This window comes from Ignavibacteriales bacterium (assembly GCA_016709765.1).
Taxonomy (GTDB): Bacteria; Bacteroidota; Ignavibacteria; order Ignavibacteriales; family Ignavibacteriaceae; genus IGN3.
Window position 1 is genome coordinate 395,890 of the sequence record JADJMD010000013.1, and the last position, 21,201, is coordinate 417,090.

Sequence of the window (21,201 nt, forward strand, 5' to 3'; positions counted from 1 at the left end):
TTCTGTGTATTTATGATTATCTGTAAATCAAAAATAAACCTTACATTCCATAAAAGGTATTATTTCTGAGAAAGTTAAGCTATTTAATTTTAGTATGTTAACTTCTCAAACAATCATTCCATAAACCTTTACTTTCTTGGAAAACATTATTATTTATTAATTTTAATATTCCTAAAAGTCAGACTCAATCTTACTCCCCTATCAACTCCATTGTCCTTCAATCTCGCTGGTATACTATGCTTCCATTTATATCTAGCTCCACCATACATCATCACTAAAGATCTTGGTAATAATAAAATCTCTTTCTTTGGAATGCCCTGCTGAGTAAATTCCATTATAGCAGTGCTTCCTAATGACAAGCTGAATATCCTTGGACCGAAACAACTTTCACAATCAATGTGCGGTGATATTCCTTGTCCAGGTTTGTATTCGTTTATTATAACTTGATCCGGAACAACTTCACATAAACCATCATCAAATATTTTTGTTGTTAATTCATTTAACCATTTTGGCAATTTGCCAAGGTACATATCCTCTGTTACATTACGTGCCTGGTAATCATAACGATATCCATAGTGTTGCACTCTGAACTGTCCCAATCTTGTTTATCTATTGTTTTAGTAGACTGCTTTTCTTCAACTTCAGTAATATAATCTGGGATGTAGAGGAGGCTTCGTATTCCGAACATATGATATCTCTAATGTGTTAACCTATGATTGTAAAATTAAGTAATCGTTCGCTAATTATTATTCGGAAATTTTAAGATAATGGTGGAAAGCACCACCAGCTGCAGTTAAAAAAGTTCTTTCAGCTCATTATAGTATTTCAGATACTCAGCCAATCTTGCGTAGTCTCTAAACTTTGGATGTGCAATCCTTTTTATATCCAGATTATCTTCAAGATCAGCAAGCTTAACTTTCAGCGCTATCTTATTTGTTTTAATTGCCTCAATATATTTTTTGTAGGGAACTTTTTTATCGTGGGTTAATAATCTAAGGGCAATAATAACTTCTTCATTAAATCCTTCAACTTCTAATTGTTCAATAGTCCAATCTGTATCTTCGACAACATCGTGTAACACAGCAGCTATCATTTCATTTTCTGATTGCATCTTAAGCATAAGTCTTAGTGGATGTAAAATGTAAGGCTTCCCTGCTTTATCAACTTGATCTTTATGTGCTGAGATAGCTATTTCGATTGCGCGTTCAAGTAGATTCATAAATAATTTTAATAGTAATTTATTGAATTAAAAATTTACTGTGAAATTTTATTAACGACTAACCAAACATCCTCAATCAAATTCAAATAAAAAAGAATCAAGAATTATTATTTTAATTAGGTATGACCATCTATGAGTAAAAGAACTTCAAATAATATTTATTTGGGTTGATAGTAAGTAGTACACCACGACTAAAATACAAATGAGAACTGCTGCTATCATAACTTCTAAAAATTATAGAGATGGATTCTTAAACTTCATAAAATTTTCAATCAATAGGGTGTACAATAAAAACCGCATTACCCCGAGGTATTATCGAAGACTTTTTTTTACAGATAACTATAAAATGAGAATCTATAAAGTCTTTGGTTAGAGAGTTTATCTCAATTATCTTGTTGCCGTTCAATATAAGTCTTTCCAAAATTTGATTAAAATCATGATAAAGATAGTAACTAATCGAGAATTAAAAGATATATTTATTTTGAGCGGTAATTATTTTTGATGGAGAAGTTGAGATTTCCTAATGATGCTAAAATTAATTTATTGTCAAGAGTAAGTTGTATAAAATTTAATTTGTTTTTTTAACAAATTATTTTCATTTTCGATTTGAATTAAGAGGGACTAGAAAGAATTTGCTTTTATAATTTGAAAAACCCAAAGCAGCTGTAACTACTTTGGGTTTAAAATGATAATTTCCGACAGCAAATTTAAGCTTGCGGTCGGATCATCTGATGTTAGTTGTGATAACTACAACCACAACTTAACCACTCTTTTGAATAAACGCAAGCGATTTTTTTTACTTTTTTAGAAAGGTGTCATTAAGATGGCAAATCATAAAAAAGTGAAGCGCCAAGGTTTGCGTCTGATCTTTAGAAGATTTAGAACTCTAAAAGACGGAAGAATTCTGGATGCTTACGATTATGGTTTAAGAGCTTGGCCAATGTGGGTCAAATCTTAGTAACTAATAATTGAACCGTTTGCCGGTGTCGGTCTACTACACCGGTTTTTATATATTAAGATCGATTTTTCTTGAACACGAATACTTCTTTACCTAAATTAATCTCAATAATTAATTGATTTTGAACTTTTGTACAAAGATTTTTTCTATTGCACATTTTCAAATCTATATTGTTCACTTCCAACTTTCTTACTGAGCGGGTAAAGGGTTAATACTATTCTTATAATCTATGGCAAAAAAAACTTCTAAACCTAAAAAACAAAAAAGTATCGAAGAAACTCTTTGGGATTCCGCCAACAAACTTCGCGGATCAGTAGAACCAGCCGAGTATAAACACGTTGTACTGGGACTCATCTTCCTAAAATTCGCTAGCGATAAATTTGAACAGCGTAAACAGGAACTCATATCAGAAGGCAAAGAAAAATATATTGATATGGTTGAGTTCTATACTATGAAAAATGTTTTCTACCTTCCGGAAATTTCCCGGTGGACTTATTTAATTGAAAATGCAAAACAGTCAGATATCTCATTAAAAATTGATACTGCTCTTTTCACAGTTGAAAAAAATAATCCTGCTCTTAAAGGTGCTTTACCTGATAATTATTATTCCAGAATCAATCTAGAACAAAGTAAAATTTCGGCATTATTAGATACTATTAATAATGTTGATACGCTCAGAGATAAAGAACAAGATCTTGTTGGTCGTGTATATGAATATTTCCTCAGCAAATTTGCTATTGCCGAAGGAAAAGGAAAAGGAGAATATTATACACCAAAATCTATCGTAAATTTGATCGCAGAATTGATCGAACCTTACAATGGTAAAATATATGATCCCTGCTGCGGCTCAGGTGGTATGTTTGTTCAGTCTGTAAAGTTTGTAGAAAGTCATCACGGAAATAAAAAAAATATTTCCATTTATGGTCAGGAGGCAACAAACACTACTTACAAATTAGCTAAAATGAATCTTGCTATACGTGGTATTTCTGCAAACTTTGGTGAAAAAGCAGTTAGCACTTTTACAAACGATCAGCATAAAGATCTTAAAGCTGATTTTGTTATGGCTAATCCCCCTTTCAATCAAAAAGATTGGCGTGCAAGTGACGAATTACTTTCTGATCCCCGTTGGAATGGATATGATGTACCGCCAGTCAGTAATGCAAATTATGCTTGGATATTAAATATAGTATCCAAACTGTCTGTAAACGGTGTAGCTGGATTTTTATTAGCAAATGGTGCACTTGGCGATCCCGACACAATATCTATTCGTACACAACTAATTAAAAATGATCTTGTAGAATCTATAATTGTTTTGCCTCGTGATATGTTTTATAGCACGGATATTAGCGTAACTCTTTGGATATTAAACGCTAATAAGAAATCGAGAACAATTGACCATGCGGGAAAAACTGTTAATTATCGTAATCGCCAGAAGGAAGTACTCTTCATAGATTTACGACGATGTGGGGCTGAATATGAAAAAAAGTATATTCAACTTACAGAACAGGATGTTGAAAAAGTTAGATCAACATATCATAATTGGCAATCAACCAAATACAAACAGGATTATCAAAATATTCCCGAGTATTGTTATTCTGCAACTTATAAAGAAATTGAAAATAATGGATTTTCTTTAATCCCAAGCAAATATATTGAATTCGTTGATAGAGATAATAAGATTGATTTTGATAGAGAGATGAAACGGATTCAAAAAGAATTTAAAACAATTCTAAAAGAAGAAATTGAATCGCAACAAGAATTACTAAATGCATTTAAAGGATTGGGGTATGAAATCAAACTTTAAACGTATTGGAAATTATTTGCAGTTGGTTGATGAACGTAACACTGGACTAAAAATTACTCGCCTTTTAGGTATAAATATTACTAAAAACTTTATGCCTTCAGTCGCTAATACTTCTGGCGTCGATTTATCAAGATACAAAACAGTTAAGAAAGATAGATTTGCTTGTAATATCATGCATGTAGGTAGAGATGAAAAACTGCCAATCGCTTTATACGCTGAAGATGAACCGGCCATTGTTTCACCTGCTTATATGACTTTTGAAGTAATCAATACTCAAGAATTATTACCAGAATATTTAATGATGATATTTCAACGCGCTGAGTTCGATAGGTTTACTTGGTTTGTAAGTGATAATAGCGTAAGGGGTGGTTTGGATTGGGAAAGATTTTGTGAAATAGAAATTCCAATCCCAGATGATATTAAAGAACAAAAACTATTTGTTGAAATATATAGTAAATTACTTACCAATCAGGCGTGCTACGACAATAGTTTAAATGATCTTGAATTAATTTGTGATTCATTTATGGAATCACTTTTACAAACTGAAGTACCAAAAGTATTGGGTTCATACATTAAGCAATCAGAAGAGTACAACTCTAATTACACAATAAAAAATCTTTTAGGTATTAGTGTTGAAAAGAAATTTTTTCCATCTAAAACAAAACAAGAAGGTATTGATTTCAGAAGTTACAAGATTGTTAGAAAAAGGCAATTTGGATATGTTACTGTAACTTCAAGAAATGGTGAAAAAATTTCAATTGCATTATTGGAAGAGTCAGATGGCATTGTTTCAAGTACATATCTAGTATTTGATATTATTGATAAAGATGTTCTTTTGCCTGAATTTCTTTTTCTATGGTTTAAACGACCAGAGTTTGATCGTTACGCTAGATACCACTCTTGGGGTAGTGCAAGAGAAACTTTCGACTGGACTGATATGTGCAATGTAAAATTGCCAATTCCAGATGTTGAAATTCAAAAATCAATTGTAGCGATCCACCATACACTTGAAACCCGAAAAAGATTAAATAATAAATTAAAAAACTTGATTGCTCCTCTATGCCCTATCTTAGTTAAAGGAGTTATTGGAAATTTTAAACTTGTAACTTCATAAATAGATACAATGAAAATTAAGTCAGTCAAAATAAAAAATTTTAGAAGCTATAAAGATGAGATCAGTATTGAAATTGGTAATCTCACTGCTTTTGTTGGAAAGAATGACATTGGTAAATCTTCTCTTCTTGAAGTATTAGATTTTTTCTTCAACGAAGGAAAGGGTGTAATCAAATTAGATAAAGATGATATAAACAAATCAGCGTTAGCTGTTGGGGACAATGAAATTATTATTACTGTTGAATTTGAAGAATTACCTCCAACGATTGTAATTGACAGCACTAACGAAACCACACTCCAAAATGAATATCTATTAAATCAATATGGACGCTTGACAATCATAAAAAAATATCCCAACGCAGGAAAAGAAAAAGTTTTTGTCAAAGCTTATCATCCAAACAATCCGCATTGCAGAGATTTACTGAAGAAAACGAATACAGAGTTAAGAGCAATACTTAGCGATAGTAATATTGAATGTACTGATAGAACTAGGAATGCAGTGATGCGAACTGCAATCTGGGATCATTATCGCGATTCACTTCAATTAGAAGATATTGAAATTGACGTTACAAAAGCGGATGTCAAATCCATTTGGGAAAAACTGCAAGAGTATTTGCCTTTATATTCATTATTTCAATCTGATAGAAAAAACAGTGATGGAGATAGTGAAGTACAAGACCCGTTAAAAGAAGCGGTAAAACAAATTCTCAAAAATGTAGAACTGAAAACTTTATTAAGCAGAGTTGCAGCTGAAGTTGAAACGAAATTAAGAGATGTAGCAAGTAGCACTCTTGAAAAACTAAACGAGCTGAATCCTGATGTTGCAAATTCTCTTAATCCAATCATTCCTTCTTCAGAAAATTTAAAATGGTTAGATGTTTTTAAAAGTGTTTCCATTGCTGGAGACGAGGATATTCCAATTAATAAAAGAGGTAGTGGAATAAAGCGTTTAATCCTGCTAAGCTTCTTTAGAGCAGAAGCAGAAAGAAGAAGGGCAGAAAAAAGTATTCCAAGCATTGTTTATGCTATTGAAGAACCCGAAACATCACAGCATACTGAACATCAGAAAAAATTAATGACCGCACTTTTAACTCTTGCAGGAGTTGCAAACACTCAAATCCTTTTGACAACACACAGTGCAGTTGCAGTGAAAGAACTGAAGTTCGAACATATCCGCCTTATAGCTGAAACTGTAGAAGGCAAAACAATAAAAGAAGTTATTCCAAATCAGTTGCCTTATCCCTCACTTAACGAAGTAAACTTTTTAGCGTTTAATGAAGTTACCGAAGAATATCACAATGAACTCTATGGATTTATTGACGCAGAAGGATGGTTGAACAATTTCAAAAATGGCAAACCAACTATGAGTTACATCAAAGTATTAAGAGGTGGAAATACAAGATTAGAACAAATAATACTTACAGAATATATCAGGCATCAAATTCATCATCCCGAAAACACGAACAATATAAGATTTACAAATGAGCAACTTTGTGAATCTATAAATCTAATGAGAGATTTTATTGAAGCACAACCATAATTAAATATGAAATTCACAGAAGAACAATTGGAAAAAGCTGTTGTTGAGTTATTTGAATCTGTACATATTCCTCATCTGCACGGTGAAACGATTCATAAAGAAATCAGCGATGTTCTGCTTCGCGATGACTTAAAACAATTTCTCTTTACTCAGTATGCAGATGACAATATTACTCCAAACGAAGTTCAATCAATTATTCGCCAATTAGATATTCTTCCCTCTTCATCATTATATGATAGTAATAAAACTTTTCTAAGTCTGTTAGCCGATGGTTTTACAATAAAACGCGAAGATAGAAGCAAAAAAGATTTATTCATCCAGCTTATAGATTATAATCCTATTGTAAACTTTCAATCGGATTTATTTAGTAATACGATTCTGAAAGCAGCCGAGCCGAAATCAGATTACAAAGCACAAGACAACAACATCTACAAATTTGTTAACCAGCTTGAAATTCAGGGCTATGAAAAACGTATTCCTGATGGAATTTTATATATAAATGGCTTGCCTCTTGTTGCAATTGAATTCAAGAGTGCAATTAAAGAAGAAACAACAATTAAAGATGCTTATACACAATTAACGATTCGCTACAAAAGAGATATTCCGGAACTATTTAAATACAATGCGTTCTGTGTAATTAGCGATGGAGTAAACAACAAAATAGGTTCGCTATTTGCAAAGTATAATTATTACTATGCCTGGCGCAAGATAAATCCTGAAGATGAAGCAGTTGATGGTATTGATTCACTTTATAGTATGGTTAAGGGTTTATTTAATAAAACCAGATTGCTAGATGTTATTCAAAACTTCATATATTTCCCTGATAGTGCAAAAGATGATACAAAAATTGTCTGTCGTTATCCCCAATATTATGCAGCAAGAAAAATTTTCGAGAATATAAAACTCAATATGCGTCCGGATGGAAATGGTAAAGGTGGTACTTATTTCGGTGCAACAGGTAGCGGCAAGAGTTATACTATGCTTTATCTTAGTCGAATATTAATGAAAAGTACTCACTTCAAAAGTCCTACAATTATTTTAATTACTGATAGAAAAGATCTTGATGATCAGCTTTCAGCACAATTTACAAATGCAAAAAAATTCATTGGTGATGAAAATATAATAAGTGTTGAAAGTCGTGAGGAATTAAAATCCCACCTTAAAGACAGAAAAAGCGGCGGCGTATTCTTAACAACTATTCACAAATTTACTGAGGCTCTTGAACTGCTCACTGATAGAGCAAATGTCATTTGCATTTCAGATGAAGCTCATCGTTCACAAATAAATCTCGATCAAAAAATTGTAGTCACTGCTAAAGGTGTTGAGCGTAAATATGGTTTTGCAAAATTTTTGCACGATTCATTGCCTAATGCAACTTATGTCGGCTTCACCGGCACTCCTATAGATGCAACTCTTGATGTATTTGGAAATGTTGTCGATGCATATACGATGAAAGAATCAGTCGCTGATGAAATTACAGTAAAAATAGTTTACGAAGGCAGAGCAGCAAAAGTCTTACTGAATGAAGCTAAGTTAAAGGAAATTGAAGAGTACTATAAAAAATGTGCAGCAGAAGGGGCAAACGAATATCAGATTGAAGAAAGTAAACGGGCAACAACTCAACTTGAAGCCATATTGGGTCATCCGGATCGTATAAAGTTATTGGCAAAGGATTTTGTCGAGCATTACGAAAAAAGGATAGAGGAAGCTGCTACGGTAAAAGGTAAAGTTATGTTTGTTGCGGCAAGTCGCCCCATTGCTTTCAGTCTTTACAATGAAATTATAAAATTAAGACCTGCCTGGATTGAGATAAAGGAATGTGATGCAGGTATCGAGCTTAGTGAAAATGAACGCAGAGAAATTAAACCTTCTGAAAAAATAAAACTTGTAATGACTCGCAGTAAAGATGATCCTAAAGAACTCTGGGATTTAATAGGTACAAAAGAATATCGCAAAGAATTAGATCGTCAATTCAAGAATGATAAATCTAATTTTAAAATTGCAATCGTTGTTGATATGTGGATTACTGGTTTCGATGTACCGTTCCTTGATACTATGTATATAGACAAACCGATTCAACAGCATTCACTTATCCAGACTATTTCAAGAGTCAACCGTGTTTATGAAGGCAAAGAAATGGGTTTGGTAGTAGATTATATCGGCATTAAAAGTAATATGAACATCGCTCTTGCTAAATATTCAAAAGTAGATGCAAATGATTTTGAAGATATCAATAAAGCAGTTATTCTTGTAAAAGATCAGCTCGACTTATTATCCAAACTCTTTCATCAGTTTGATACAACTGCTTATTTCCAGGGAACACCTTTGCAGCAGTTAGGATGTCTGAATCGTGGAGTGGAATTTGTACAGCTCACCGATGAATTGGAAAAAAGATTTGTAAATCTCACAAGAAAATTACGCTCTGCATATAATCTTTGCTGCAATAGCGATGCAATATCCCGCACCGAAAGAGATCATATTCATTTCTATCTCGCTATCAAAGCAATCCTCCACAAACTCACAAACGGTGATGCGCCGGATACTGCCCAGATGAATGAACAAGTTAGAAAAATGATTGTAGAAGCATTAATAAGTGAGGGTATTGAGGAAATATTCAAATTGGATGAAAGCGATCCAAAAAATAATTTGGATATTTTTAGTGAAGATTATATGGCCAAAATAGATAAGATAAAATTACCGAATACTAAAATTAAATTGTTACAGAAACTTTTATCTCGTGCAATATCAGAATTCAAAAAAACTAATAGAATCAAAGGCATAGATTTTTCGCAAAAGCTCAGAAAACTTGTGGAGCTTTATAACGAACGCAAAGATTTTGAAGTATTTAAAAGTGATGTATTGGATGACGTTGCTGAACAATTCACAAACTTATTCGAAGAATTAAAAAAAGAACGAAACTCATTTATTGAATTGGGAATTGATTTCGAAGAAAAAGCATTTTACGATATTCTAAAATCAATTGCTGAAAAATATAAATTTGAATATCCGCACGATAAATTAATTGTGCTATCAAGAGCGATAAAAATAATCATTGATGATAAAGCTAAATACACAGACTGGTCGCATCGTGATGATATAAAAGCTGAATTAAAAGTGGATCTGATTTTAATCCTGGCAGAACATGGCTATCCACCAGTTCCAAAAGATGAAGTCTTCAAAGAAATTTTTGAACAAGCAGAAAACTTTAAAAAGTATTCAAGCATTTAATTTGGTATGGTCCATGGCAAATCAAAAATGGTATGAAAAGGCTACTGTCCAAGCTGCACTAGTAGCAATCGCTCCCTCAATTATTACAGCAATTATTGCAATCATTTCTATCGTGTTGACTTATAAGGCTGCTAATACCCAAATTGAATTAAATAAAGATCAATACGAACGTGACAGTATTAATTCAGCACTTCAACTTGAATTAGTTCTCAAACAAATTGAATTGGCGAACAGAAGTTTTTTAAATGATAGTGTTATCAGTCTCCAACAATTAAACATTACAAGAGAAAATTATAGATTATTAGAATCTGAAAGAAATATTAAGAGATCTGCCGATTGGGGAAAGTTACGTAATACTATGTGGGCAATATTTGATTTAACAACTTCAGGTGCGCATGGATTTGTTGCTTTAGATAGCCTTTCTGAAAAAGAAAAGGAAAATAGAAGTAATAAAATTTTGATCCTGCTAAATTCTGAAATAGACAATCCTGTATTAATTGATAATAAAAAATGTCTAGGTTACTGGCGTAACGCAATATCAAAATCTAAAAACCTTAAAGACAAAGCACTAGCCAATCACTTTAAATTTTCTGAGCAAGTATCATCTTTAATGAATGATGTAATTGTTGTATGGGCAGAATTAGTTTTAGACTCTAAAGAGGTATCTCCTACTGGCGGGAAACCGATAATAAAATAAGGTATGAAATTTAAATAATCTAGTTCTAATTGAAATATTCAATTTTACCAGCTGGCTGGTCCAATTCTTTTCAGTGTCGCTTAAGTATCCAAATGAATAAACCTATTCTCATAAAACCCAATTCCTATACTACCAGCTTTCGACAAAAACTAAAATTATGTAACTAAGTCAAGAATTGGGGTATAAGAAGGATATACTAACAACTAATTAGGAGTGTTACTATGTCCTTCACTATTGGTGCAGATCCTGAGTTGATCTGCCACAGAAACGGTCAGTTTGTTCCTGCTCATAATTTTTTCAAGAGTAATAGTTCATTTGGTTTAGATGGATGTGAATCAACTGCTGAGATTCGTCCAGGTCTTTCTGAATCCCCTGTTGATCTAACTTCAAAGATTTATCAAATCTTAGATTACGGTCACGACAAAGCACCTGACCTTGAGTTCATATCAGGACACTACGTGAATGATTATTCAATAGGTGGTCACACACACTTTTCTATTGATCCACTTCCTGAGATTATAGATGGACTGGATATTGTTTTAGGTTCACTTAGCAACTGCATTGATGATAAAATGCAGAGACAGAAAAGAGAACGTTCTGGTTATGGTAAGAAAGGTGCATACAGAAGAAAATCTTACGGTTTTGAATATCGTACACCAGGAAGTTTTCTTCTATCACCTTCTGTTACACTCGTTCACTTCACGCTTGCAAAGCTTACTGTTGTCGGTGTCCTTGAAGACAAGGTAGATTTCAACGAATTAAAAAATCGTCAACATTCCTGTACATTTCTTAAATCACTCAAACATTCATTGCACACAATTCCGGATGATTGCAGAGAAGGCCTTAAAGAACTTGATACACTTCTAGGTAAAAGACTAAACTGGAATCAGGACATACTTCCAAACTGGGGATTAAGGAGGGCAGCATAATGCACTGTCATAATTGTGAAGATGAACTCCGTGATGATCAGGTGCGTTGGGCATTTGAAGAACCATATTGTGAAGATTGTTTTGATAATATGTTCAATTACTGCTGCAGATGTGATGGAGTTATCTACAGAGAATCCGCTCACTATAACGATGAGGGAGATCCATATTGTTCAGATTGCTATGAAAGTAATTATGATGACGATGCGCCCGACAATCCTGCTGTAAGCGATAGTGACAGAGAACTTGTTGTAAAACTTTCACGAAGCTGGCTGCAGGGAAAGATTGAAACAAGGCGACCTCTATTTATAAACGATAAAGATATTTTGCTCAGAACAATCAAAGACAAAGTTGGATTAGTTGATAATCCAATCTATGTATTTGGTTTAACCGACAGAGATGAATATCAATTATCAGTAAGTGCTGATCTGTTTGATAAAGTTCAAACCTTCGTTCAGCTTAATGATCTAAAAGCAATTGTTGTATCCAGTCCTGGATGTAACAGACTTGGGATATCATTAACACTTCGTAAGAATAATCAGAAAGAAATAATTGAGCTGATTAAACAGATCACCACGGTAAGAGAACTGGTTCCCGCCTAATCATTAACAAGGAGTAAAATATAATGTGTGGAATAATGGGCTGGTATAGCTTCGGCAATACTCTGCCCGATAAAGATAAAATAACAAATATGTTTTCATTGCTTGAAAGCCGTGGGCGTGATGCCAGCGGCATTTGTTTTATAAAAGATAATAATCTTATAGTTCACAAAGATGCAATGAAGTCTTCTGAATTTGTAAAGACTGATGACTGGAAAGAACTTGTACTTCCCTCTTCAATGATCCTACATACGAGAATGAAAACTCAGGGATCAGAGAAGAACAATGCAAACAATCATCCTCTGTTCTCAAAGAATGGAATTGCAATTGTACACAATGGAATCATCTATAACGATAAAGAAATCTTTGGCAAGAAAGAACGTGATGCAGAGGTTGATTCAGAATCAATACTTCATCTTCTTTCAATGAAAGTTAAGGGAGATAAAATTAAAAGACTCTTTGATAAAGTAGAAGGTTCTTTTGCAGTTGCTATGCTTGATAAATATTTCCCTGAAAGATTAGTTCTTATCAAAAAAGATAATCCAATTGATCTGTATTACGATTCAAAGGATGATATTCTTTATTTCTGCAGTGAACGAGAAATTATGCAGGAAGCATTATCAATAGAAAAAACAACTGTTCGTGGATTTAATCTGGGAGAAAAAGATTTTCATTTCTATGAGATGCATAACAACTATGCTCTATTTATAAACAGTGAAGGAGTAGAGTCATATCAGAAATATTATCCATCAAAGAGTAAATGGTTTGATAGAAGGTATCACTATTCAAATACACCGGAAGAAATGATAATTGAATGTCCCTGGTGTTTTTCTCAGACAACCTACTATGATGGTAAATTATTTAACAAGTGCGAGGTTTGTGGTATGGGAATCAATGAAGAGGATTTATATGTCATATAGTCCACAAATAAAAGGTGATCTTGTAAGAAGATTGTATCAGCTAAAGCAAAAAGAAAAGCGACCGATGACAAGACTGGTAAACGAAGCTGTAACAGAATACTTAGAAAAGAAGGAGAAAGAAGATGGCAAAGAAAGATTTATTCGGAATGATAGCTGAGCTAATCGAAAAAATTTTAAGAGAAATCTTTGGAGGTAAGAAATGAAAGGATGGATCGCCTTAGCTTTTATTGTAGCTGAAGCAATAATCAGGATAATTGTCTGGAAGGATGATAAATGAACTTTCTTGATGAACTATTGCAGGAAGCCGAGATAAAAGAAGAGGAGCAGACTGAAGCCTACTTTGATCTGCTCTTGCTTCAGATAAAGCAACTTACAAAACAGATTGAATACAACTTCTCACAGAGCGAGAAAGAATGTTCTATGATTAACAGTTTTGTTCTTCATAAGAACGCACAGTTACAGGAAAAGATCAGATGGTTAGAGATTAAGCTTGAAGCTTTTATTAAAGAAAAGAAAGAGAAGACAATTGCTCTTCCTAACGGAACACTTAAGATGCATAAAAAACCGGATAAAGTTGAAATTGAAAATCTTGATTTATTCTTAAAGAAAGCAAAGCCAGAGATGCTTACTGTTGTTCCTGAAAGTTATAAACCGGATATGAACAAGATCAAGAATTACATCAAATCAAAACCTGTTCCACCGGGTATAAAAATAACTGAGGGCAAAGAAGAGTTTAGTTACAAATTAAATGGAGTAGAAGATGGCAGAGCGAAAGAAACTGGAATTGGAGTTGAACAAAACTCTGAGCTTAGAGCTGTTGTTTGATGAACCAATGGTTGGTCAGAGTCGATATGGTGATTATTTCTTGTATGCAGTTAAGAATGGAACAGACACTGAATATTCATTCTTTGCACCGGCTGAAGTTAATGAACAAATTAAAACCTTAAGAAAAGGTGAACGATTTGAAATCACAAAGTTAGCTGAGCAGAAAGGAACTAAGATTGTTACTAGTTATGATGTTAAAGTACAAAAGAAGAATCTTGAAAGTCCTATAAATGAAATAAACAAAAACAGTAACGATAATTTCTATGATCTGATGTTAACCTCCTGCAGAGATGCAGTTAAAATTCAGAATGAACTTGGCGGGTTGATGGATGCAAAATCTCTTGCTGTTACTTTGTTTATTGCGAGAAGTAAAATAAATCAAAATGGTTATGCCGGTTAAATAACCGGCATTTTTTATTAGTAGAGAATGATATGAAAGAAATGTATGGTTTTAATTATCAGCAGTATGGAAATTGCGGACAGTTTGCTCTGTTAAATGCATTGCTGCTTTTAGGTATTCCGGTTACAAACAAACAAGCACACATAAAAACAGGAATCACGATTACTAAATCAACTATTAGCGGGACAGATTCTAAAAACATTGTAAAAGGACTAAAATGTTTTAATTGTAAAGCAATAAAATTTCAGAGTGATAGTGAATCAGATACGAAGAAGAGCATTGATGATTTCCTGAGCAAAAATATACCGCTAATAATTGGCTGCGAAAACTATGATCACTGGGCTGTGTTAGCAGGTAAGAAGGATAATAAATACTATTGGTTGGATTCAGCAGATGAAGATATTATTGGATTGTCATACTGGGATGAGATTGAAGACTGGATTAAATATGAAGATGAAGATGATTACAAATATTTCTTTATAGCTGTTAAGCCAAAGGAATCAGGTTATTCAATTTCAAATCTTAATGAGCTATATAAAATCAGTTACAAGAATGAGGATTTGTTTTTTACCTGTGGTGAAAAGCTGAATGACTTGCTAGAGATATTTGAATGTGATTGTAGAGCAAATTACTCTGTTGCAAAATTGCTCAACCAGTATAAAGAAACAATTATAGATGGCATTTGCAGATTATATTATTATGCAGATAGAACTGAGATAGAAAAGTTATTCAACGATTATTTAGCTATTGCTGAGTTGTATAATTTAAAAGTTGATAAAGAAATTAGAGTTCAGGCTTTAATTGAGTTTACAATTTTATTAACATTATGTTTATTTGAGTAAGGAGCGCAAGCTCCATTACTCATTTTATTGTTCTACATTAAACCGCTAATAAGGTCTTTCAAAAAAATATAAAAAAAATTTTACAAACAATTTTGCTTCCCGATAGTACTATGTTTTAATAGGATGGATTCTGGTCGCTTCTGATTAGGAACCAGCAATGGCGGGGCGGGCCCTAGATGGGACCCACCGCAAAGAATAAACCGGATGGTGATTATAAAATGTGGTTTAATCTTTCTTAATAAAAATTTTATAAACCCGATTTTCTAGTGGGTATAAGACTACCACAAAACATCTTAGTGGAGATTATAATTGACAGGGGTTTAAGGGACCCTACCACCCTTTTGGAGAGATAAGGTTTGAACTTATTTTTTAGATTGCTCCAATAAATAGTTAAGTCCATTCTCAATGATCTCGTGAAAGAGCATTATCCTACCCCCAAGTCTTAATTTCTTTCATCTCATTTGCATTATAATTTTTAATAACAACCTACTGCAAGAAACAGTAGGCCGAAAATCACTCTTTACATTTATGCTCCAACATTTCTCTTTTCAAACCAGCTATACACTGATGGAATGATCAGCAGAGTAAGAAGAGTAGAGGTAATCAATCCACCAACCACCACTGTTGCAAGTGGTTTTTGTATTTCTGAACCTGTACCACTTGCATACAACATAGGTATTAGACTAAATATTGCTATCGATGCAGTCATCAATACGGGTCTAAATCTATCCAGGCTTCCTTTAACTATGGCATCTCTTAGCTCTACACCCTCCTCACGTAATTGGGATATTCTTGAAACAAGAACTACACCATTTAAAACAGCTACTCCAAATAGCACAATAAACCCAACTGATGCAGGAACGGATAAATACAATCCTGATATGTACAAAGATATAATTCCACCGATAAGTGCAAATGGCAAATTTGAAATTACGAGAAGAGCTAATCTTATTGATTTAAACGTTACAAATAACAAAAGTAAAATTAAGCCGATAACGGCTGGTCCAATTATCATCAATCTGTTCATAGCTCTTTGTTGGTTTTCAAACTGTCCGCCCCACGTTAGATAATAACCTGCAGGTAGTTGAATATTGTTTTTTATTTTTTGTTTTGCCTCTTCTACAAAGCTTCCAATATCTCTACCACTTATATTCATTTCAATACCTATTCTGCGTATGCCGTCTTCACGGCTGATTTGAACAGGTCCCTCGATCATTTCTACATCAGCTAATTGCCCAAGTGGTATGTTTGCACCATTGCTTGTTGGAATAAGAATATTTTCAATCGTTTCTATCGAGTTTCTTTTTTCTTCAGGCAATCGTACGGTTATATCAAAGCTTCTATTTTCTTCATAAAGTTTCGACGCAGATTTTCCTGCAATTGCAATTTCTATAACATTCTGAACTTCCCTTATATTCAATCCATATCTTGCGATTTCTGATCTGTTAATGTTAACTGTTAAATAAGGCTGACCGCTTACTTTTTCTGTCATCAGATCTGTTACTCCTTCAATTGTACTGAGAGTTTTTGCTATTTCATCCGATTGTTTTTTAAGTACTTCAATATCATCACCAAAAAGTTTTATAATTAACTGCGCTCGTGTACCCGCTACAATTTCATCTATCCTGCACTGTATCGGTTGACTAAATCCAAATCCAATTCCTGGTATTGATTCCAGTTCTTCCCTCATCTCATTTGTTAATTCATCTCTCGTAATATCACGCTTCCACTCACTTCTTGGTTTTAGAACACCAACGTAACCGGTTTTATCAACGCCTCTTGTATCAAGGGCAATACCTGTTTGACCCGTTCTTGAAACTATTATTTCAAGTTCATCAAATTTTTTCATCTTTTGTGCTGCAAGCTGATTGACTTCCATTGCTTTAGACAAAGACACTCCTGGAAGCAGAGCAACATCCATATCAAATGCACCTTCATCCATAATAGGTATAAACTCAGAACCAAGTTTTGTAGATAGAAATAGAGCAATCACCAAAAATATTCCAGCGATTCCTAATACAGTAAATTTTTTCTTCATCGAATATTCAAGAATGGGCTGATATAAATTTTTTGCATACTTAATGATTATACTTTCTTTTTCCGGCTGTGACTTTAGAAACATCGAGCATAAAACCGGTATCACAAATATTGAAAGCATCATTGAAGAAAGCAGTGCGATTGCAACTGTCTTTGCAAGTGGTCCAAACATTTTTCCTTCAATACCTTCTAATGATAGTATTGGAATAAATGTTAATGCGATTATCAATTCTCCAAAGATGCTTGGTTTTCTTACTTCCAAAACTGCTTTTAGTACTGTTAATAGTTTTGGTTTATTAGTGCTTTCCTCACTCAAATGCCTTTGTACATTTTCAACCTGAATTATCGTTGCGTCGATTATCATTCCTATTGATATTGCAAGTCCTCCAAGTGACATAAGATTGGCACTTAATCCAACGATTTTCATAACAATAAAAGTTATTAGCAGCGAAAGTGGCAGTGCAATTAAAACAACAAAGCTACCTCTAAAACTTCTTAGCAATAAATAAAGTACTATAAGTACCAAAACGGCTCCCTCAATCAATGCTTTGTTTACAGTACTAACACTTGAGTTTACAATATCACTTCTGTCATAGTACGGCACTAATTTTATTCCATCCGGAAGTACATTATTAGAATTGATTTCATCAACTTTATTTTTTACTCTATCAACCACATCTCGGCTGTTTTCACCCCTGAGCATCATAACTATACCACCAACACACTCATCCTTTCCATCAATCATTGCGGCACCCATTCTTACAGCTTCACCAACTTTTATTTTTGCTGCATCCTTTAGAAATACTGGTGTGCCATCATATGATTTCAGAACTATATTTTCGATGTCTGAAATATCTTTAATTAGTCCAACACCTCGCACAATGTACTGATCCGCATTCTTCTCAAGTATATTGCCACCGACATTCTGGTTATTGTTTTCTATTGCAGTAAAGATTTGCTCAGTCGTCAGGTTATATTTTATTAAAGCATCAGGAAATAATATTACCTGGTATTGCTTAAAGTAACCGCCAAATGAATTTATTTCATTTACTCCCGCCACACTTTTTAACTGCGGTGTTACAATCCATTCCTGGATGGTTCTAAGATTTGACAGATAAGATATTTTTTCCAGAGAATCCGCAGGTACATTTCCTTCAAGAGTATATTGATATATTTCACCCATTACAGTGGCAATAGGTCCCATTTCAATTTCAACACCTTCAGGCACACTTTCTTTAGCTTCTGCCAATCGTTCAAATACAAGTTGTCTTGCAAAGTATATATCAACATCATCCTTAAATATTATTGTTACTATGGATAGCCCGAACTTTGTTACAGAACGCATTTGTTCTACATCCGGCAATCCTCGCATTGATGTTTCGATTGGATAAGTTACGTTTCTTTCTATTTCTATTGCCGATAGTCCATCTGCGTGACTGACAATTTCAACCTGGATATTTGTAACATCAGGAAAAGCATCAATCGGTAATGTAAAATATGAGTATGCACCAAATGCTATTATCACAAGTGATAGGAATATTATCATTCCTTTCTTATGCAATGTATATTCTATTATTTTTTCTAACATCAGTGTTCATCCTCCGCAATTTCATCTTTCTTCAATTCACTTTTTAGATAAAACACACCATCGGTTACTACTTTTTCACCTTGCTTAATACCTTCTTTTATTTCAATCAAATTGCCTGATGTTTCTCCGGCTATCACATCTCTTCTTTCAAAAGTTGTATCACTTGTTTGAATGAATAAATAGCTTTGTCCTGCTTCTTTTACTATTGATTCTTCAGGAATCAAAATTGCTTTTGCATTTGATCCCACAGGTATTTGTAATTCTCCATACATTTGAGGCTTTAATTTGTTGCCTTGGTTTACAAATTCGCCTCTAATTAAGATTGTCCTGGTGTTATCATCAACCGTCTGTCCTATATATATGATTCTGCCTTCAAGTCTGTTTTGTTTATTTGAGATCGTGGTGAAGTATGCTTTTGAGTTTTGCGTAATCTTATCCAAATCTTTTTCATAGATTTGACCATCAATCCAAACATTACTTGTATTTATTACTTTAAAAGCATTGGTGGTTGCATCAACAACCTGTCCTATCACAACATTTCTTTCAACAACAACACCATTTATAAGAGATTTAATTGGCAAAGTTCCGGAGGTATGTTCATCCCCATCTTTTTCATTTATAACATCCTCATCACTTAATCCAACTGAATGTATTTTCTTGTCTTCAGCACGGTACTCGGCAGTAGCTTTTTCATACTCTGCCTGGCTTTCTAATAAGGATTTCTGTGACCCTATTTTTTCATCGAATAGTTTTTTCTGTCGTTCGTAATTTGCTTTTGCATTATCATAGTTAGCCTTCGCTTTTAAGTAACCTGCTTTTATTTCTCCAACTTCAAGTCCTTCAACGGTCATCAAGAGCTGCCCGGCCTTTACATAATCACCAACTTTAACAAATACTTTATGTACTCTTCCTTGTATCAAGGATCCGATCTGTGCTTCATTATCCTGGTTAGTTTTTACTTCTGCAGGAATATTAAGAAATCCGCTGAATGGCTGTAACGATACCGTTTGTGATTTTAATTTTATCTGCTCGATTGATTCTGTTGAAAGTGTTATTAAATCAGAATGCTCTTCGCTGTGCTCATCATTATGTTCTTCTGGTTTTTCTGTGCATCCAATCTGTAATAAAGTTAAAATCATTATCACGATCAGAGTGTATAATTTTTTATCAATCATTTTTATTCTCCAATTCATAAATGTTTTTCCCGATAATTTCCTCTAATTCAAACAACGAATTGTTGTAATTGAACAAAGCAGTTATATAATTTTCTCTTGCGTTTATCACCAGCTGTTTAACCTGCATATATTCCAAATAAGATAATTCACCTGCGTCATAGCTCTTTATTGCAGTTCTATAAACTTCCTCAGTTTGCGGAAGTATGTCATCATTATATGTTTTAATCTGCTGTTGATTATTTATATAACTTGTGTAAGCATTTTTTAGTTTTAATCTTATTTCATTTTTTGTTTGTTGAAGTAAAGCCTCAGATATTGATTCATTTGCACTGGCTTCTTGTATTGCTCCTCGTTGGTCCATTATAAACCATAGAGGTACTGAAACTCCAAATGACGCACCATAAAACCCGTTATCCCCATCTCTGGATTGCTTGAAATATGCAAAATTGAAATTTGGCAGTAATGATGACCACGCAAGTGTTTTTTCTACACCGGCAATCCCATTATTAAGCTTAGCTTCTTTTATCTGCGGATTTGTTTCTTCCGCTGTTTGATAAACTGTTTCTAAGCTAAAATTGTGTTCAGTATATATTAGAGAATCCGTTAGTAGTAAGGACGATGTTTTATTCTGATTTCCATAGCCAAGTACATAATTTAGTTCTGCTAAAGAGGTGTTTAGATTATTCTTCGCTATTTCAAGTTTATTTTTAGCTTCACTTAATTGCACTTTTGCTGTCAGTTCTTCAATATTAGTTCCTTCACCAACATTGTATCTTATTTGTGCTTTTTTATAAAAGTCATCACTGATGATCAGATTTTCTTCCGAATATTTTACTATGCTCTGATCTGCAAGTACTTTGAAGTATGCGCTTTTAATTTGTTTGACTAACTCGTATTTTTTTAATAAGAATTGCTCCAACGCAATCTCTTCTTCTTTGGAATATTTATTTCCTTTTAGGAAGTAGTTAGTAGGAAATTCAAACGATTGTGATATTGCAAGAGTTCTTTCGCTGTAATTGCTTAAACTCGTGTTAACAGGTGCATATTCCAAGCTCAGCTCTAACTCAGGCTGTGGCAATGATATACCTTTCCAAAACCTTCCTTTAGCCGCATTGATATTCTCAGCTGATTGCAATATTTCAGGATTTTGTCTTACCCCAATCTCAATCGCTTCGTTAAGTGATAATTGATTTATTTCAGTTTGCCCGTTTAGCTTTGATATAAATAATGCTAATGCGGCAAGTATGAAATACTTGTTCATATTTTCTCCAATTAAAATTTATTATTTAGTTTTTGTCCGGTAATCGGACTGACAGATTTTGAGGGAAAG

At 33.6% G+C, this 21,201-nt stretch carries 17 protein-coding genes; 12 read left to right on the forward strand and 5 right to left on the reverse strand.

The features are described from left to right. Positions 1 to 149: 149 nt before the first annotated feature. Together IPJ23_11420 and IPJ23_11425 are read right to left on the reverse strand one after the other, a co-directional pair. Positions 150 to 599, reverse strand: coding sequence for an alpha-ketoglutarate-dependent dioxygenase AlkB (locus IPJ23_11420; protein ID MBK7631288.1), 450 nt, complete (start codon positions 597 to 599; stop codon positions 150 to 152). Between the two features lie 194 nt (positions 600 to 793). Further along, on the reverse strand, positions 794 to 1,219 hold the full coding sequence (locus IPJ23_11425; protein ID MBK7631289.1) for an HD domain-containing protein: 426 nt from the start codon (positions 1,217 to 1,219) through the stop codon (positions 794 to 796). 1,187 nt (positions 1,220 to 2,406) lie between these two features. Between IPJ23_11425 and IPJ23_11430 the strand changes: the two genes are divergently transcribed. The 12 genes from IPJ23_11430 (at position 2,407) to IPJ23_11485 (ending at position 15,071) form a co-directional block, all read left to right on the forward strand. Continuing rightward, positions 2,407 to 3,981: an SAM-dependent DNA methyltransferase gene (locus IPJ23_11430; GenBank protein MBK7631290.1), complete on the forward strand. Its 1,575-nt coding sequence runs from the start codon at positions 2,407 to 2,409 to the stop codon at positions 3,979 to 3,981. After that, on the forward strand, positions 3,965 to 5,095 hold the full coding sequence (locus tag IPJ23_11435; GenBank protein MBK7631291.1) for a restriction endonuclease subunit S: 1,131 nt from the start codon (positions 3,965 to 3,967) through the stop codon (positions 5,093 to 5,095). The genes IPJ23_11430 and IPJ23_11435 overlap by 17 nt, the downstream gene beginning before the upstream one ends. A gap of 9 nt (positions 5,096 to 5,104) precedes the next feature. Next, positions 5,105 to 6,634, forward strand: coding sequence for an ATP-binding protein (locus IPJ23_11440; GenBank protein ID MBK7631292.1), 1,530 nt, complete (start codon positions 5,105 to 5,107; stop codon positions 6,632 to 6,634). A gap of 6 nt (positions 6,635 to 6,640) precedes the next feature. Beyond that, on the forward strand, positions 6,641 to 9,862 hold the full coding sequence (locus IPJ23_11445) for a type I restriction endonuclease subunit R (GenBank protein MBK7631293.1): 3,222 nt from the start codon (positions 6,641 to 6,643) through the stop codon (positions 9,860 to 9,862). Beyond that, complete coding sequence (locus tag IPJ23_11450; GenBank protein ID MBK7631294.1) at positions 9,822 to 10,559, forward strand: hypothetical protein; 738 nt, start codon at positions 9,822 to 9,824, stop codon at positions 10,557 to 10,559. The genes IPJ23_11445 and IPJ23_11450 overlap by 41 nt, the downstream gene beginning before the upstream one ends. Positions 10,560 to 10,780: 221 nt before the next feature. Next, positions 10,781 to 11,488, forward strand: a complete 708-nt coding sequence (locus IPJ23_11455) for a hypothetical protein (GenBank protein ID MBK7631295.1) — start codon at positions 10,781 to 10,783, stop codon at positions 11,486 to 11,488. Next, positions 11,488 to 12,087 (forward strand): hypothetical protein, encoded by a 600-nt coding sequence (locus IPJ23_11460; GenBank protein MBK7631296.1) that lies wholly within the window; start codon positions 11,488 to 11,490, stop codon positions 12,085 to 12,087. The genes IPJ23_11455 and IPJ23_11460 overlap by 1 nt, the downstream gene beginning before the upstream one ends. A 23-nt stretch (positions 12,088 to 12,110) precedes the next feature. Continuing rightward, positions 12,111 to 13,004, forward strand: a complete 894-nt coding sequence (locus IPJ23_11465; GenBank protein ID MBK7631297.1) for a hypothetical protein — start codon at positions 12,111 to 12,113, stop codon at positions 13,002 to 13,004. Further along, positions 12,994 to 13,161 (forward strand): hypothetical protein, encoded by a 168-nt coding sequence (locus IPJ23_11470; protein ID MBK7631298.1) that lies wholly within the window; start codon positions 12,994 to 12,996, stop codon positions 13,159 to 13,161. The genes IPJ23_11465 and IPJ23_11470 overlap by 11 nt, the downstream gene beginning before the upstream one ends. A 116-nt stretch (positions 13,162 to 13,277) precedes the next feature. Further along, on the forward strand, positions 13,278 to 13,829 hold the full coding sequence (locus IPJ23_11475; protein MBK7631299.1) for a host-nuclease inhibitor Gam family protein: 552 nt from the start codon (positions 13,278 to 13,280) through the stop codon (positions 13,827 to 13,829). After that, positions 13,795 to 14,229, forward strand: coding sequence for a hypothetical protein (locus IPJ23_11480; protein ID MBK7631300.1), 435 nt, complete (start codon positions 13,795 to 13,797; stop codon positions 14,227 to 14,229). The genes IPJ23_11475 and IPJ23_11480 overlap by 35 nt, the downstream gene beginning before the upstream one ends. A 32-nt stretch (positions 14,230 to 14,261) precedes the next feature. Next, positions 14,262 to 15,071, forward strand: coding sequence for a hypothetical protein (locus IPJ23_11485; protein ID MBK7631301.1), 810 nt, complete (start codon positions 14,262 to 14,264; stop codon positions 15,069 to 15,071). Between the two features lie 526 nt (positions 15,072 to 15,597). On the opposite strand, the gene IPJ23_11490 is transcribed toward IPJ23_11485, so the two are convergent. From IPJ23_11490 to IPJ23_11500, 3 genes are read right to left on the reverse strand one after another with little or no spacing between them, the layout of a single operon-like run. Then, positions 15,598 to 18,696 (reverse strand): efflux RND transporter permease subunit, encoded by a 3,099-nt coding sequence (locus IPJ23_11490; GenBank protein ID MBK7631302.1) that lies wholly within the window; start codon positions 18,694 to 18,696, stop codon positions 15,598 to 15,600. Then, complete coding sequence (locus tag IPJ23_11495; protein MBK7631303.1) at positions 18,696 to 19,871, reverse strand: efflux RND transporter periplasmic adaptor subunit; 1,176 nt, start codon at positions 19,869 to 19,871, stop codon at positions 18,696 to 18,698. Before IPJ23_11495 ends, IPJ23_11490 begins: the two co-directional genes overlap by 1 nt. Beyond that, positions 19,864 to 21,132 (reverse strand): TolC family protein, encoded by a 1,269-nt coding sequence (locus tag IPJ23_11500; protein MBK7631304.1) that lies wholly within the window; start codon positions 21,130 to 21,132, stop codon positions 19,864 to 19,866. Before IPJ23_11500 ends, IPJ23_11495 begins: the two co-directional genes overlap by 8 nt. Positions 21,133 to 21,201 lie beyond the last annotated feature (69 nt).

What these genes read in the sequence shown, in the direction of transcription:
- IPJ23_11425 (MBK7631289.1), bottom strand. Translation starts at nt 1,219, where the DNA reads ATGAATCTACTTGAACGCGCAATCGAAATAGCTATCTCAGCACATAAA.
- IPJ23_11430 (MBK7631290.1), top strand. Translation starts at nt 2,407, where the DNA reads ATGGCAAAAAAAACTTCTAAACCTAAAAAACAAAAAAGTATCGAAGAA.
- IPJ23_11435 (MBK7631291.1), top strand. Translation starts at nt 3,965, where the DNA reads ATGAAATCAAACTTTAAACGTATTGGAAATTATTTGCAGTTGGTTGAT.
- IPJ23_11440 (MBK7631292.1), top strand. Translation starts at nt 5,105, where the DNA reads ATGAAAATTAAGTCAGTCAAAATAAAAAATTTTAGAAGCTATAAAGAT.
- IPJ23_11445 (MBK7631293.1), top strand. Translation starts at nt 6,641, where the DNA reads ATGAAATTCACAGAAGAACAATTGGAAAAAGCTGTTGTTGAGTTATTT.
- IPJ23_11455 (MBK7631295.1), top strand. Translation starts at nt 10,781, where the DNA reads ATGTCCTTCACTATTGGTGCAGATCCTGAGTTGATCTGCCACAGAAAC.
- IPJ23_11460 (MBK7631296.1), top strand. Translation starts at nt 11,488, where the DNA reads ATGCACTGTCATAATTGTGAAGATGAACTCCGTGATGATCAGGTGCGT.
- IPJ23_11465 (MBK7631297.1), top strand. Translation starts at nt 12,111, where the DNA reads ATGTGTGGAATAATGGGCTGGTATAGCTTCGGCAATACTCTGCCCGAT.
- IPJ23_11470 (MBK7631298.1), top strand. Translation starts at nt 12,994, where the DNA reads ATGTCATATAGTCCACAAATAAAAGGTGATCTTGTAAGAAGATTGTAT.
- IPJ23_11475 (MBK7631299.1), top strand. Translation starts at nt 13,278, where the DNA reads ATGAACTTTCTTGATGAACTATTGCAGGAAGCCGAGATAAAAGAAGAG.
- IPJ23_11485 (MBK7631301.1), top strand. Translation starts at nt 14,262, where the DNA reads ATGAAAGAAATGTATGGTTTTAATTATCAGCAGTATGGAAATTGCGGA.
- IPJ23_11490 (MBK7631302.1), bottom strand. Translation starts at nt 18,696, where the DNA reads ATGTTAGAAAAAATAATAGAATATACATTGCATAAGAAAGGAATGATA.
- IPJ23_11495 (MBK7631303.1), bottom strand. Translation starts at nt 19,871, where the DNA reads ATGATTGATAAAAAATTATACACTCTGATCGTGATAATGATTTTAACT.
- IPJ23_11500 (MBK7631304.1), bottom strand. Translation starts at nt 21,132, where the DNA reads ATGAACAAGTATTTCATACTTGCCGCATTAGCATTATTTATATCAAAG.